Genomic DNA, 14,010 nt, shown 5'->3' on the forward strand with positions numbered 1-14,010 from the left:
GTGTCAACATAAAATACCCTTATGTTTACCTTATTGACACTTGTGTACATTTTCGCTTACCGTTGCGGCAAAGTCCCTTAAACCGGAGCCTGCCGCATGTCGAACGATCCCCTGCTTCAGCCCTTCCAGCTGAAGCATCTGACCCTTCGCAACCGCATCATCGTGACGTCGCACGAGCCCGCCTATCCCGAAGACGGCATGCCGAAGGGCCGCTACCGGGCCTATACGGTGGAGCGGGCGAAGGGCGGGGTGGCGATGACGATGACGGCGGGCTCCGCGGCCGTCTCGAAAGACAGCCCGCCGGTCTTTAACAACCTGCTTGCCTACAAGGACGAAATCGTTCCGTGGATCCGCGAGATGACCGACGCCGTGCATGAAGAGGGCGCGGCGATCATGATCCAGCTCACCCATCTCGGCCGCCGCACGCGCTGGGACAAGGGGGACTGGCTGCCGGTGGTCGCTCCTTCCCATCATCGCGAAGCGGCGCATCGCGCCTTCCCCAAGAAGATCGAAGACTGGGACATCGAGCGCATCATCAAGGATTTTGCCGATGCGGCCGAGCGCATGAAGGCCGGCGGCATGGACGGGGTCGAACTGGAGGCCTACGGCCATCTCATCGACCAGTTCACCTCGCCGCTGACCAACGAGCTGGACGGTCCCTACGGCGGTTCACTCGACAACCGCCTGCGCTTCTGTCTCGACGTGTTCAAGGCCATGCGCGAACGGGTGGGCGACGACTTCATCCTCGGCGTGCGCTACACGGCCGACGAATGTCTTCCCGGCGGGACCGGAAAGGCCGAAGGCCTTGAAATCTCCCGCCGCCTCAAGGAAAGCGGGCTCATCGACTACCTGAACGTCATCCGCGGCCATATCGACACGGATCCCGGGTTGACGGACGTCATCCCGATCCAGGGCATGGCGAACTCGCCGCATCTCGATTTTGCCGGCGAGATCCGCGCGGCGACGCGTTTCCCGACCTTCCACGCCGCCAAGATCCCGGATGTGGCGACGGCGCGCCATGCGATCGCCGCCGGCAAGGTCGATATGGTCGGCATGACCCGCGCCCACATGACCGACCCGCATATCGTGCGCAAGATCATGGAAAGACGCGAGGACGACATCCGTCCCTGCGTCGGCGCGAACTACTGTCTGGACCGCATCTACCAGGGAGGGCTGGCGTTCTGCATCCACAACGCGGCGACCGGCCGCGAGGAGACGATGCCGCACCTGATCGCGAAGGCGGATGTGCGCAAGAAGGTGGCGATCGTCGGCGCGGGACCTGCCGGACTTGAAGCCGCGAGGGTTTCTGCCGAGCGCGGCCACGAGGTCGTGGTGTTCGAAGCCGCGAACGATCCGGGCGGCCAGATCCGGCTGACGGCGCAGAGCGAGCGCCGGCGGGAAATGATTAGCATCATCGACTGGCGCATGGGCCAGTGCGAAAAGCTCGGCGTCACCTTCCATTTCAACACCTGGGCGGAGGCCGACACGGTCCTCGCCGAGAACCCGGACGTCGTCATCATCGCGACGGGCGGCCTGCCGCATACCGAGGTCCTTTCGAAGGGCAACGATCTGGTGGTCTCCTCCTGGGACATCATCTCGGGCGATGTGAAGCCGGGCACGAACGTGCTCGTCTTCGACGATGCCGGCGATCATGCCGGCCTCCAGGCGGCCGAATTCCTCGCCAAGGCGGGCGCCAGGGTCGAGATCATGACGCCGGACCGCTCCTTCGCGCCGGAAGTCATGGCGATGAACCTCGTCCCCTACATGCGCTCATTGCAGAAGCTCGACGTGACCTTCACCGTCACTTACCGGCTGGAAGCGGCGGAGCGGAGCGGCAACCAGATCATCGCCCACGTCGGCAGCGATTACGGCGGCGTCGCCAGGCAGCGCACGGTCGATCAGATCGTCGTCAACCACGGCACCATCCCTTTGGACGACCTTTATTTCGAGCTGAAGCCGGGCTCGAAGAATCTCGGAGAGGTTTCCTACGACGCACTGCTGTCCGGCGCGCCGCAGACCGTCGAGCGCAATCCGGGCGGCAGCTACCAGCTCTTCCGCATCGGCGACGCGGTCGCCGCCCGCAACACGCACGCGGCCATCTACGACGCGCTGCGCCTCGCCAAGGATATATGACGATGGCCCGAAACGGCAGATTGCAGGATTTCCTCGACGCAGCCTCTGCCGCATACGATCAGTGCGCCCGGTATCGGCGGGTCCCTCTACAATCCGCCGGGCATCAGGCACGCCATGCGCTCGGGGGAAAAGCCGTTGTTCGCCTTCTAGGCCCTGCTCCCCGGCCAGACGAGACATCGATGAAGGAGCAGCCGGCGCCAGGCGGCGGTTCTCTCATGCGCCGAGGCGCGTGATTCACTCCGTTGGAGTTTGGGCAACGGCATCGATGCTGACCGATTCCGGCGCCTGGCCCTCCGAGAATAACGCCATGCTGAGAATGGATCCGAAGATGGCGACGAACGTCGCGATCAGGCAAAGGCCGATGATGTTTGTTCTGCGAGCGACAGGCATCGCTTCATTCTCCTACGATTGCAGACACCACAATGGCTGTGCGTTGCATTGGTTCCCGTTTGTGATGCACCCGGCCCGGCCATAGACTAGCGCCCGATGCGCCTCCAGATCCTGGAGCGCCTTCGGGCGGCCATGCTCCGCAACGTAACTCCGTCAGATCGGTGTGCTGGAGGGATTCGACGTCGCCCCCTCCGCCGGGCCTCTGATGCTCAAGAACGTCACCATCCAGGACACGGCCGGCTTTGAGGACGGCAAACCTTTAGGGTTGACTCCCGGATGCACTCCACCAAGCATGCCGGAATGATCCCTGCCCGATTCACCGACCGCCTTCTCCTCCTGCCCTTGGCGAGCTGTCCCAGCCAGCCATCGCAGGATCTGCCATGAAGCCCTATCTCCACATCGCCGTCGCCCTGGCGTTTCTCCATTCGACGCCGGCCTTTTCGCAAGACGCCAAGGCCCCGAGGGTCATCCCGACCGACAAGCAGAGCTGGTCGAAGGCCGTCGGAGCCCGAATCCAGCGACGCAGCACCGTCGTTGTTTCCAGGGCCCGCCTTGAGGGCATTTATGGAGATTTCAACCTGAAGATCGGCTTCCAGATCTCGCCCGACGGCAATGTGTCGAACGTTCGCGTCGTCGAATCCTCGGGCGACCCGGCCGTGGACAAGATCGCAATGGACATGCCGGCACTCGCATCGCCGTTCCCCGCGTTCACTCCGGACATGCAGGCAACGCCTGTATCGCTCGTCGCGCCGATCGTGCTGCATCTCGAGGTCCCGACACCGGTCGAGGGCGAGTCCGGCGCCGCCGGCGAAACGGGAGGGAGCGGCGGCTCTCAAGGGGGTACGCGTTGATCATCCTGCATGCGGGGGAAGAGCCGGGCGGCTTCTGATCGTTGCGGCGGCGCCGTGCAGCATGAGATCGGCGAGCGCCCGTGTCACGGCGTCCCTGAAGGCCGCATCTTGCGCCAGGTCCTCGCCGAAGACGTCGGTCATGGTCAGGTAGGCGGCCACGATGCCGGCCGGTTCCGTGACGCGGCCGGTCAGCCCGGCGATACGGGCGGCGTGCGGATCGCGCACGTCGATGGCCTGGCCTTTCTCGTCGAACCCGCGCGCATAGCGCATCCAGGCCGCGACGCCCAGCGCCAGCCGGTTGAAGGCGGCGCCCGCCGCGCGGCGGTCCCGGATCGTGCCGAGCAGGCGCTGCGGCAGCTTCTGCGAACCGTCCATGGCGATCTGCCAGGTGCGGTGGCGCAGTGCCGGATTGCGGAAGCGGGAAAGAAGGTCTTCGCAATAGGCGGCAAGATCGAAGCCTGCGAGCGGCGGCAGGGTCGGCGATACCTCCTCGCGCATCAGCCCCTCGATCAGTTCCGCCATGCCGGGGAGCGCCATCGCCTCGGCCACCGTCTCGGCGCCTGCGAGATAACCGAGATAGGCGAGCGTGGAATGGCTGCCGTTCAGGAGCCGCAGCTTCATCGTCTCGAAGGCCGACACGTCGGTAACGAAGACGGCTCCCGCCTTTTCCCAGGCCGGCCGGCCGAGGGGGAAGCGGTCCTCCACGACCCACTGGCAGAAGGGCTCGGTCACCACCGGCCAGGCATCCTCCACGCTGAGGGCGGCGGCGACCGCCGCGCGGTCCTCGGCCGTCGTCGCCGGCACGATGCGGTCTATCATGGTGGAGGGCGCCGCGACGTCCCGCACGGCCGCAGCGGCCTCGGCGCCGCGCAGCGCCGCGAAGCGCGTAACGACGCGGCCGAGCACGTGGCCGTTTGCGGGCAGGTTGTCGCAGGAGAGCAGCGTGAACGGCGCCGTGCCGGCGCGGGCGCGCCGCACCAGCGCTTCGACGATGAAGCCGACGGCCGAGCGCGGACGGTCGGGATGGGCGATGTCGTGCAGGACGTCCGGGTGGCTCTCGTCGAGCGTGCCCGTCGCGGGATTGTGGCAATAGCCCTTCTCCGTGACGGTCAGCGAGACGATGCGGGTGCGCGGGTCGGCCATGCGGGCGAGCACGGCCTGCGGATCCTCCGGCGCGCAGAGGAACTCGACCACGCTGCCGATCACCCGGAGCCGTTCGCCCGAACCGTCCTGGACCTTTAGCGTATAGAGCCCATCCTGCGGCGCGAGCGCGTCGCGCGTTTCCGGGCTGCGCAGCGAAACGCCGCAGATGCCCCAGCCCGGGTTTTCCGAAAGGACAGCATCGGTGAAGACCGCCTGGTGCGCGCGGTGGAAGGCGCCGATGCCGAGATGGACGATGCCGACCGCGACGGCCGCCGGATCGTAGTCCGGCCGGCTGACGGCGGCGGGCAGGCGCGGGAGTGTCTGTCGCGAAAGACGCATCATGCGGCCTGCTGCTGCTTGGCGCGCGCGACGATCTGCGTCGGGCTGACGAATTGTAGGGCGAGCACCAGCCAGAACAGCGTCGTCACCATGTAGATCACCGCCATGGCGTCGATCGACTGGCCGGCGCGCACGCCGGAGGCGAAGACGGCGTAGTAGAGCGAGACGACCAGCGTCTGGCTCGTCGGCCCGGCGACAAGGAAGGTGAGCTCGAACATGGCGATGGTGCGCACGAGCACGAGAAGCAGCGCCGCCAGCATGCCGGGAAGCAGCAGCGGCAGGAGGATGCGCAGGAAGAGGCTCCACGTGCCGGCGCCGAAGACGCGCGCGGCCGCCTCGATGCGCGGGTCGATCTGCTCGATGAAGGGGATCATGACGAGGATGACGAAGGGCAGGGACGGCACGAGGTTTATGAACACCACACCCCAGAAGGTGCCGCCGAGGCCGACCTGGTAGAGCACGGTGGCGAGCGGAATGCCGTAGGTGAGCGGCGGAATGAGGAGCGGCAACAGGAAGAGCAGGATGATCGCCCGCTTGCCCGGAAAGTCCCGCCGCGCCAGCGCATAGGCGGTGACGACGCCGACGATGCCGGAGATGAGCACCACCGTGAAGACGATCTGGAAGGTGACGACGACGACGCTCGACAGCTGGAATTCGCGCCAGGCGTCGAAATACCAGCGCGTCGTCCAGCCGACAGGCAGCCACGTGCCGAGCCAGCGGGTCGCGAAGGAGTTGATCACCACCGCCGCCATGACGGCGAGAAGGTTGAGCACGAAGAGGCCGGCCACCGCCCAGACGGCGAAACGCCACAGCTTGGACCCTATGCCCTGGTCGCGGATCATGGCTCGTCCTTTCTGAACGGGAATGCCGGGAGGATCGCAGCTCGCATCGCCCTATCCTTTCGTGCCGCCGGCCGGGCCGCGGTAGAAGAGGGAACGCAGGCCCAGCACCGCCAAGACGATGACGAGCTCGACCCCGCCCATGATGATGGCGATGGCCGTGCCCATCGAGTGGTCGTACTGCTCGAAGGCGGCCTGATAGGCGGCGATAGAGATCACCCGTGTCGCCCCCGCCGGCGCGCCGAGGAGAACGGCGGACGGAAACACGGCGAAGGCCTGCACGAAGGCGAGGCAGAAGGTGACGGCAAGCCCCGGCACGAGAAGCGGCAGGAAGACCCGCATGAAGCGCTTGCGCGGCCCCGCGCCGAGCGTGGCGGCGGCCTGCTCGATGGCCGGGTCGATGCCCGTCACATAGGAGAGCGTCAGCAGGAAGGCGAAGGGAAAGCCGGTGATCAGCAGCGAGGCGAAGACGCCCCAGTAGTTGTTGGTGAGCTTGATCGGGCCTTCGAGGATTCCGAAGAGGATCAGCGTCCGGTTGAACCAGCCCTGCGGGCCGAGGAAGGTGAGCAGGCCGTCCGCGACGAAGACGGTGCCGAGGGTCACCGGCAGCACGAGGATCGTCGTCAGCAGGCGTTGCCGGTGCATCAGCCGCACGCGGAAGGCGATCGGCACGGCAAGCGCGAGATTGAGGATGGTGACGGGCAGCGCCAGCCACAGCGTCGCGGCGATCGTGCCGTACTGGAAACGGTCGCTGAAGAAGCGCACGTAGTTCGCATACCAGGCGCCCTCGCGCGGGGAGAGCGAATCGACGATGCCGTAAAGGAAGGGATAGACGAAGAGAGCCGCCATGACCGCCACGCCCGGCAGCACGAGCAGCGTGGTGCCGTCGAGGCCGCGGGCGGCGAGCCGGGCGCGGAGCGGCGGCGCGCTCATTGCGCCTCTCCCCTGAAGACGAGCGCCCGGCCGGCGACGGGCCGGAGCCTTGCCGACGCACCGCGCGGCAGCGCCCGGTCGGCGCGGAAGAAGAGCTCCGATCCGTCGGCCGCATGCGCCATGCCGAAGAAGGCGCGGCCGCGATATTCCATGCTGGCCACGGTCGCGGGAATGCCCTCGCCCTCCTCGACGGCGACGAGATCCTCCGGCCGCACCGAGAGCACCGCGGCGTCGCCCGGCCGCAGCGCTTCGCGCGCGATGCCCGCCAGCCGCGCGCCTGCCGCCTCGATCTGCGCCGCCTCGCCGTCGAGCGCGACGACGCGGCCGGCAAGCCGGGTACGGAAGCCCATGAAATCGGCGACCTCGACATGGTCCGGCCGCTGGTAGAGGTCTTCCGGCGTGCCGATCTGCATGATGCGGCCCTGGCTCATCACGACGATGCGGTCGGCGAGCGACAGGGCCTCGTCCTGGTCGTGGGTGACGTAGATGGTGGTCGAGCCGATCTGGTCGTGGATGCTGCGGATTTCGGCGCGCATCTCCAGGCGCAGCTTGGCGTCGAGGTTGGAAAGGGGCTCGTCCATCAGCACGACGGGCGGGCGGATGACGACGGCCCGCGCGATCGCCACGCGCTGCTGCTGGCCGCCGGAAAGCTGTCCGGGCAGCTTTTCCGCCTGCGAGCCGAGCCTGACGAGCGCCAGCGCCTCGTCGACGCGCCGGTCGGCCTCCGCGCCCTTCACGCCCTGCATGGCCAGGCCGAAGCCGACATTCTTGCGCACCGTCATGTGCGGGAAGAGGGCGTAGCTCTGGAACACCATGCCGAAGCCGCGCTTTTCCGGTTCCAGATGGTCGATGCGCCTGCCGCCGAGGCGGATCTCGCCGCCGGAGAGCGCCAGCAGGCCCGCCACGCAGTTGAGCGCCGTCGACTTGCCGCAGCCGGACGGCCCGAGGAGGGCGATGAATTCGCCGGGCTCGATGGAAAGATCGATCCCGTCGAGCGCGTTGTAAGCGCCGAACGCGCGGCGCAGGCCGTCGAGTTCGAGCCGCGCGCCCTGCCGGGGGGAAGTCGCTGTCGTTGCGGTCTCAACCGGTTGGTTCAAGAACGTCTCCTTAACGTGATACGCCGATGCGGCGCCCGCGCGTTGCGGGCGCCGGGGAAAAGCGCGTCAGCCCTTGGCCGCGCCGATCTGCTCGTCCCAGATGCGGAAGGCGTCGACGATCTGGGCGGGCTCCAGGGGAACCTCCAGCGGGTTGTTGGCGATCCAGTCGTCGTATTCGGGGCGGCCGAATTCGGCGAGCGCGTCCTGGCTTGCCTGCGGCGCCATGTCGAGCGTCACGTCCTTGACGGCCGGACCGGGGTAGAAATACCCCTCGTCATAGGCGATCGCCTGCTGCTGCGGCTGCAGGACGAAGTTGATGATGTCGAGGAGGACGGCGACCTTCTCGTCCGGAACGCCCTTCGGGATGACGGCATAGTGGGCGTCGGTGACCCAGTGGAAGCCCTTGAGCGTGCCGACTTTCGCCTCGGCCGGCACGATGCCGAGCACGCGCGGGTTGATGTCCCACCCGGTCGTCGTCACCACGATGTCGCGGGTGCCCTCGCCGAGCTCCTTCATCACCTGCGTCGTGCCGGTGCCGTAGTACTCGATGTGCTCGCCGATCGCCTTCAGGTATTCCCAGGTCTTGCTCCAGCCGTTGACCGGATCGCGCGGATCGCTGTCGCCGAGGAGATAGGGCAGGCCCATCAGGAAGGTGCGGCCCGGCCCGGAATTGGCGGGCCGGGCATACATGAACTTGTTCGGATTGGCCTTCGCCCATTCCAGGAGCTCTTCGGCCGTCGTCGGCGGGGTGGCGACGCGGTCGGGCATGTATTCGATCAGCGGCCCGGAGGGGTAGTAAGTCACGACGATGCCGCGGTCCCTGGCGAGCGCCTGCATCTTGAAGGCCTGCGGCAGGAGGACCTTCTCCAGGTCCGGAAGGTTCGCCCTGTGGGCGGAAAGGTCGATCCAGAGGTCCTGGTCGAGGCCGGCGGAGAGCGCGTCCGTGCCGGTCAGAACGAGGTCGATGTCGACGCGGCCGGCGGCCTGCTGCGCCTGGATCTTGGCCGGAAGCTCGGGTGCCGGCGCCTTGGTGAAGGCGAAGTTCGAGACCCATTCGGGCTTGGCCGCCGCGTAGTTCTCGAACATGCCCTGCGTCAGCGCGAGGTTGCCCGCGACGTCGACGATGGTGATCGTGAGGGGATTGGCCGGGGCGGCAAGCTGCGCAAGGCCGCGGCCGGGCAGCAGGCCGAGGCCCGCCATGCCGGCGACGCCGCCGACGAATGTCCTGCGTGTTATGTGCATTTCGGTCTCCTCCATCGTTGGCCGGCCGTCTCCCGGGCATCCGGCATTCTCCGTCTCACAGGCGATAGGCCCGCTTGGCGAGCCCATAGGCGAGCTCCTGCGCCAGACCGTGTGCCTCCTCCTCGTCGAGGCGGTGGTCGGCGACGAGGCGGGCGAGATAGGCGCAATCCACGCGCCGGGCCATGTCGTGCCGCGCGGGGATCGACAGGTAGGCGCGCGTGTCGTCGTTGAAGCCGACGGTGTTGTAGAAGCCGCAGGTCTCCGTGGTCGTCTCGCGGAAGCGGCGCATGCCGTCGGGACTGTCGAAGAACCACCAGGCGGGTCCGAGCCGGAGCGCCGGATAGTGCCCGGCCAGCGGCGCGAGTTCGCGCGAATAGGCGCTCTCGTCCAGCGTGAAGAGGACGAGCGTCAGCCCGGCATCGTTGCCGACGGCGTCGAGCAGCGGCTTCAGCGCCTGCACGTAGTCGGTCGCCTTGGGAATATCGGCGCCCTTGTCCGGCCCGAAGGCGGCAAAGAGCGAGGGATTGTGGTTGCGGAAGGAGCCGGGGTGGAGCTGCATGACGAGGCCGTCGTCCTGGCTCATGCGCGCCATCTCCGTCAGCATCTGGCCGCGGAACGCCTCGGCCTCGCCGGCGTCCGCTTTCCCCGCGAGGACCTTGCCGAAAAGCGCCGCGGCCGCATCCGCGGGCAGGTTCTCGGTGCGCGCGGTGGGGTGGCCGTGGTCGGTGGCGGTCGCGCCATGCGCCTTGAAGAAGGCGCGCCTCGCCCGGTGGGCGGAAAGGTAGCCGGCCCAGGTGGCGGGCTCGCCGGTGATCGCCAGCAGCCGCTCCACATTGCCCGAAAACCCCGAGGCTTCCGGATCCACCACCGCGTCGGGGCGGTAGGTCGGCACGACGCGGCCATGCCAGCCCGAACGGCGCACCGCATCGTGATGGGCAAGGTCGTCGAGCGCGCTGTCCGTGGTGGCGATCGCCTCGATGCCGAACGCGTCGTAAAGCGCGCGCGAGCGCAGCGCCGGCGTGGCGATCGCCGCAGCGATCCGGTCGTAGAGCACATCGGCGTTTTGAAGCGACAGGCGCTCGGTAATGCCGAAGACGGCATCGAGCGAATGCTCGAACCACAGCCGGGTCGGCGTGCCCGCGAAGAGATGGAAATGCTGGGCAAAGAGCCGCCAGATGCTGCGCCCGTCCGTAACGGCACGCGTGCCGTCGCGCCGCGCCACGCCGAGGGCATCGAGGCTGACGCCCTGCGAATAAAGCATGCGCGTGGCGTAGTGGTCCGGCGTGATGAAGAGCGCGGCGGGATCGGGAAACGCCGCATCCTCGGCATACCAGGCCGGATCCGTATGGCCGTGCGGGGAGATGATCGGCAGGCCGGCCACGCCGTCGTAAAGGCGCCGGGCGATCGCCCTGACGCCCGGCTCGGCAGGCAGCAGCCGGTCGGGATGCAATGCCATATCCGCCGCTCCTCCTCGATCGCGTATTGGCAACTGGCGATAATTGATATACTAGTATTCATCATCGAGTCAACCGACGGATTTTTCCATGCCGCCTTCCACCTCTTCGGGCACCGCCCTGCCGCTGTTCACGGAGCCGGGCGGCGTGCGGGTGCGCCGGGTGACGACGGCCTCCGCCATCTACGAGCGGCTGCATGCCGCGATCCTCTCCCTGGAGATGAAGCCGGGCGCGGCGCTTCAGGAAAAGCGCATCTCGGAGGAGTTCGGCGTCAGCCGCACGCCGGTGCGCGAGGCGCTGCTGCGCCTTGCCGAGGCGGGGCTGGTGGAGATCTTCCCGCAATCGGGAACCTTCGTGTCGCGCATCCCCGTTGCGGCCATTCCCGAGGCGGTGGTCATCCGCAAGTCGCTGGAAGGGACGACGGTGGAGCAGGCGGCCTCCGTCGCCACGGCCGGGGACATCGCCCGGCTCGATGCCATCATCGCGCGCCAGCGCGTGCATGCCGGCCTCGACGAAGCCTCCCTGTTCCACGAGCAGGACGAGGCCTTCCACGAGGCGATCGCGGCGATTGCCGGCTATCCGGGCATCTGGGCCCTCCTGAAGACGGTGAAGCTGCAGATCGACCGCGCCCGCCGGCTGACGCTGCCTGCGCTCGGCCGCATGGACAGCGTGATCGAGGAACATGTGACGATCCGCGACGCGATCGCCGCCCATCAGAAAACCGGCGCGCATGCGGCCATGATGCGCCACCTCAGCGCCGTCATCCCGGATATCGACGAATTGCGGCTCCTCTATCCGGGCTATTTCCGCTGATCCGGCCGGCCGGCACCGAAACGAACGATACGAGAAGGAACGGGAGGGCGAAGGACGATGCGGCAGGCTTGGAGGTGGTTTGGGCCGGATTCGCCGGTCACGCTGGACGACGTGCGCCAGGCCGGCGCGACCAACGTCGTCTCCGCCCTGCACCAGGTTCCGATCGGCGAGGCCTGGACCGAAGCGGCCGTCGGCGCGCGCAAGACGCTGATCGAGACGACCCCGGCCGGCCGCACGCCCCTCGTCTGGTCCGTGGTGGAAAGCATTCCCGTCCCGGATGCGGTCAAGCGCAAGGGCGCCGGCGCGAAGGCCGAGATCGAGGCCTGGATCGCGAGTCTCGAAGCCGTCGCGGCCTGCGGCATCGGCATCATCTGCTACAATTTCATGCCGGTGGTCGACTGGACCCGCACCGAGCTCGACTTCGTCACCCCGACCGGCGCGACCGCGATGCGCTTCGACCACGAGCGCTTCGCCGCCTTCGACCTCTTCGTGCTCGAACGGCCCGGCGCGGAAGCGGATTATTCCCGGGAAGACCGGGACCGCGCCGCAGCCGTGTTCGGCGCTATGCGGCCGGTGGAGATCGACGAGATCACCCGCATCATCACCTCGGCGCTGCCCGGCTCGACCACCGACCCGCTCACCCTTCCCGCCTTCCGCGAACGGCTGGAAGCCTATCGGGGCATCGATGCCAAGAAGCTCCGCCAGCATCTCGTGGAATTCCTCGAAGCCGTGACGCCGGCCGCCGAAGCGTTCGGCGTCAAGCTGACGCTGCATCCCGACGATCCGCCGCGCCCGCTCTTCGGCCTGCCGCGCATCGCCTCCACGGCGGAAGATTATGCCGCGCTCTTTTCGGCCGTGCCGTCGCCAGCCAACGGCATGTGCCTGTGCACCGGCAGCCTCGGCGTGCGCGCCGACAACGACCTGCCGGCGATCGCCCGCCGCTTCGCCCCGCGTATCCATTTCGCCCACCTGCGCGCCACCACCCGCGAAGGCGATGGCCGCAGCTTCCACGAGAGCGCCCATCTGGAAGGGGACGTCCCGATGGTCGACGTGCTGAAGGAACTCGTCGCCGAGGACCGCAGGCGTACTGCCGGCGAAACGATCGTCTTCCGGTCGGACCATGGCCACCGCATGCTGGACGACCTCGGCAAGACCGTCACCCCCGGCTATCCGGCGATCGGCCGCCTGCGCGGCCTTGCCGAACTGCGCGGCATCCTCCATGCGCTCGGTGCGCCGCCAAGCTAATGCATTCGGTCGGGAAGGCGCATCGCTATGGTCTCGGCACCGGTGATCTCATGATCCCCGCTGCTTGCCGATTCTGGCAAAGCCGAGAGACGCCAAAGCCATGAGGCCGACGTAGAGCGGGATGAACGAGAAGGCGCCGGTGGCGATTTCGCCGAGACTCCTGTCGGGCTGCCAAAGCATGACGGTGAGGAAGCAGGCAAGCAGCAGCGCATCGAGGAATTGGCGTTCCCAGAACCGCCCGTCGAGACGTCCTCCTTGCGACAGGGGAAAGAGGAGAGAGGTTGCGCGTCCGGCCAGAAGGTACGGCGGGATGATCGCGAGCTTAACGAAGATAAGGTTGCCGGGATTCCCCATGAAATGAAGAATAATGGCAAAGATGGCAGCCATGGCAACCGGAATGCCGTAGATGGCCATGCGGTTGCTCTGATCGGATTGAACCTTCATTTCAATCTCCTCGTTCGCGACGGTGTCAGCAGAACCAGCATGGCGTGCCGGCATGGCCAAATTGCGAAACGTATCTTTCACAGACGGCGATGGACCGTGCTTTGTGCGCCGGGCGCTCAAGGAATAGCCTAGCCGGTGATGCGCTCCAGGACCCGGTCGAGCGCGTCCGTCAGCGCGCGCGATCCGCCGTTCTCCTCGAAATCCTTGAACACCTGCTCGTTCAGGCCGCCCTTGGTGGCGAATTCGCGGCTGAACTCGATGAAGTCGGTATCCCGCCACGCCGACAGGGCGGTTTCGGACAAGCCGGCGAAAAGAGGGGCGAGATAGGCGCGGCCCTTTTCTTCCGGCAGGCCTTTTCCGGCGAGCCATTCCGTCGTGCGGTGCATGATGCCGAAGTACGTCGCCATCAGGGCGCTCGCCGCGGCGAGGAGATCGTACTCCGCCTTCGTTTCGCATTCGACGGCGTTTCCCAGCACGTTGAAGAGCGCAGCCGTATCCGGATCCGGCGGGAAGACGGCGGTGACGCCTTTCCGTCCGGCGACGAAGGGCAGCGGAATCGCCTGGGTGAGGCGCACGTCCGCGCCGATCCAGTCGAGCAGCGCGTCCCGGCCCGTCGCGGCGACGACGCTGACCACCTTCTGCCCATCCCGGAAACGCAAGGGACGGACGACCTCTTCGGCGATTTGCGGGCGGATCGCCAGCACGACCGTATCGCATCCGTCGACGATCGCCTGGTTGTCGCCGGAGACGAGCACCGGCGGAAAGTCGCCGGCGAGCCTGGCCGATGTTTCCGCATTGCGCAGCGACACCATCACCTGCGGCACGGCCACCGGCTCGGCAAGAAGGCCGCGCACCATGGCGTCGGTGATGGCGCCGGTTCCGATGAATCCGATCTTCCGGGGCAGGGACATGGTCATTCCGCCGCGGCAAGACGGCCGAAGGACACCTCGGTCGTATAGTTCTCGCGCAGGAAGGCGATGAAATTGTCCTGGAACTGCCGTGTGTGGGCATGGGCCAGCTCGTCGGCGAGCTCGACGTCCTTCGCCCGGATCGCCTCCAGCATCAGTTCGTGCTCGTCGGTCAGGAG

The 14,010-nt window shown here is 67.2% G+C and carries 13 protein-coding genes and 2 pseudogenes; 5 read left to right on the plus strand and 10 right to left on the minus strand.

Annotated features, from left to right (window positions below; all coding sequences use genetic code 11):
* Positions 1-96 precede the first annotated feature (96 nt).
* Complete coding sequence (locus ACIIOY_RS22900) at positions 97-2,133, plus strand: oxidoreductase (RefSeq protein ID WP_411036986.1); 2,037 nt, start codon at positions 97-99, stop codon at positions 2,131-2,133.
* A 63-nt stretch (positions 2,134-2,196) separates the two neighbouring features.
* Positions 2,197-2,283, plus strand: a pseudogene (locus ACIIOY_RS22905) (transcriptional regulator); the annotation flags it as partial.
* Positions 2,284-2,367: 84 nt separating this feature from the next.
* Here the strand turns inward: ACIIOY_RS22905 and ACIIOY_RS22910 are convergent.
* On the minus strand, positions 2,368-2,523 hold the full coding sequence (locus ACIIOY_RS22910) for a hypothetical protein (RefSeq protein WP_411036987.1): 156 nt from the start codon (positions 2,521-2,523) through the stop codon (positions 2,368-2,370).
* 380 nt (positions 2,524-2,903) lie between these two features.
* Between ACIIOY_RS22910 and ACIIOY_RS22915 the strand changes: the two genes are divergently transcribed.
* Positions 2,904-3,374 (plus strand): TonB family protein, encoded by a 471-nt coding sequence (locus ACIIOY_RS22915; RefSeq protein ID WP_411036988.1) that lies wholly within the window; start codon positions 2,904-2,906, stop codon positions 3,372-3,374.
* On the opposite strand, the gene ACIIOY_RS22920 is transcribed toward ACIIOY_RS22915, so the two are convergent.
* The 6 genes from ACIIOY_RS22920 to uxaC all read right to left on the minus strand — a co-directional run bounded on the left by ACIIOY_RS22920 (position 3,375) and on the right by uxaC (position 10,423).
* A complete protein-coding gene (locus tag ACIIOY_RS22920) occupies positions 3,375-4,856 on the minus strand; it encodes a mannitol dehydrogenase family protein (RefSeq protein ID WP_411036998.1) in 1,482 nt (493 codons plus the stop codon). It lies immediately after the preceding gene.
* Complete coding sequence (locus tag ACIIOY_RS22925; RefSeq protein WP_411036989.1) at positions 4,856-5,698, minus strand: ABC transporter permease; 843 nt, start codon at positions 5,696-5,698, stop codon at positions 4,856-4,858. Before ACIIOY_RS22925 ends, ACIIOY_RS22920 begins: the two co-directional genes overlap by 1 nt.
* A gap of 51 nt (positions 5,699-5,749) precedes the next feature.
* Positions 5,750-6,628 (minus strand): ABC transporter permease, encoded by an 879-nt coding sequence (locus ACIIOY_RS22930; protein ID WP_411036990.1) that lies wholly within the window; start codon positions 6,626-6,628, stop codon positions 5,750-5,752.
* Positions 6,625-7,725 carry an ABC transporter ATP-binding protein gene (locus tag ACIIOY_RS22935; protein WP_411036991.1) on the minus strand — a complete coding sequence of 367 codons (1,101 nt, stop codon included), beginning with the start codon at positions 7,723-7,725 and terminating at the stop codon, positions 6,625-6,627. The genes ACIIOY_RS22930 and ACIIOY_RS22935 overlap by 4 nt, the downstream gene beginning before the upstream one ends.
* 66 nt (positions 7,726-7,791) lie before the next feature.
* Positions 7,792-8,967: an ABC transporter substrate-binding protein gene (locus tag ACIIOY_RS22940; protein ID WP_411036992.1), complete on the minus strand. Its 1,176-nt coding sequence runs from the start codon at positions 8,965-8,967 to the stop codon at positions 7,792-7,794.
* 55 nt (positions 8,968-9,022) lie between these two features.
* Positions 9,023-10,423, minus strand: a complete 1,401-nt coding sequence (gene uxaC / locus ACIIOY_RS22945) for a glucuronate isomerase (RefSeq protein WP_411036993.1) — start codon at positions 10,421-10,423, stop codon at positions 9,023-9,025.
* A gap of 88 nt (positions 10,424-10,511) precedes the next feature.
* Between uxaC and ACIIOY_RS22950 the strand changes: the two genes are divergently transcribed.
* Positions 10,512-11,234, plus strand: a complete 723-nt coding sequence (locus ACIIOY_RS22950) for a GntR family transcriptional regulator (RefSeq protein ID WP_411036994.1) — start codon at positions 10,512-10,514, stop codon at positions 11,232-11,234.
* 57 nt (positions 11,235-11,291) lie between these two features.
* Positions 11,292-12,479: a mannonate dehydratase gene (uxuA, locus tag ACIIOY_RS22955; protein ID WP_411036995.1), complete on the plus strand. Its 1,188-nt coding sequence runs from the start codon at positions 11,292-11,294 to the stop codon at positions 12,477-12,479.
* Positions 12,480-12,527: 48 nt separating this feature from the next.
* Here uxuA and ACIIOY_RS22960 read toward each other — a convergent pair whose 3' ends face one another.
* From ACIIOY_RS22960 to ACIIOY_RS22970, 3 genes and pseudogenes are all read right to left on the minus strand, one after another.
* Entirely contained in the window at positions 12,528-12,923 is a 396-nt protein-coding gene (locus ACIIOY_RS22960; RefSeq protein ID WP_411036996.1) for a hypothetical protein, read from the minus strand.
* A gap of 128 nt (positions 12,924-13,051) precedes the next feature.
* Positions 13,052-13,834 carry a pyrroline-5-carboxylate reductase gene (locus ACIIOY_RS22965; RefSeq protein WP_411036997.1) on the minus strand — a complete coding sequence of 261 codons (783 nt, stop codon included), beginning with the start codon at positions 13,832-13,834 and terminating at the stop codon, positions 13,052-13,054.
* 2 nt (positions 13,835-13,836) lie between these two features.
* Positions 13,837-14,010, minus strand: a pseudogene (locus ACIIOY_RS22970) (GntR family transcriptional regulator); the annotation flags it as partial.

The sequence above is a fragment of the Shinella agrisoli genome, assembly GCF_046557955.1.
Classification (GTDB): Bacteria; Pseudomonadota; Alphaproteobacteria; order Rhizobiales; family Rhizobiaceae; genus Shinella.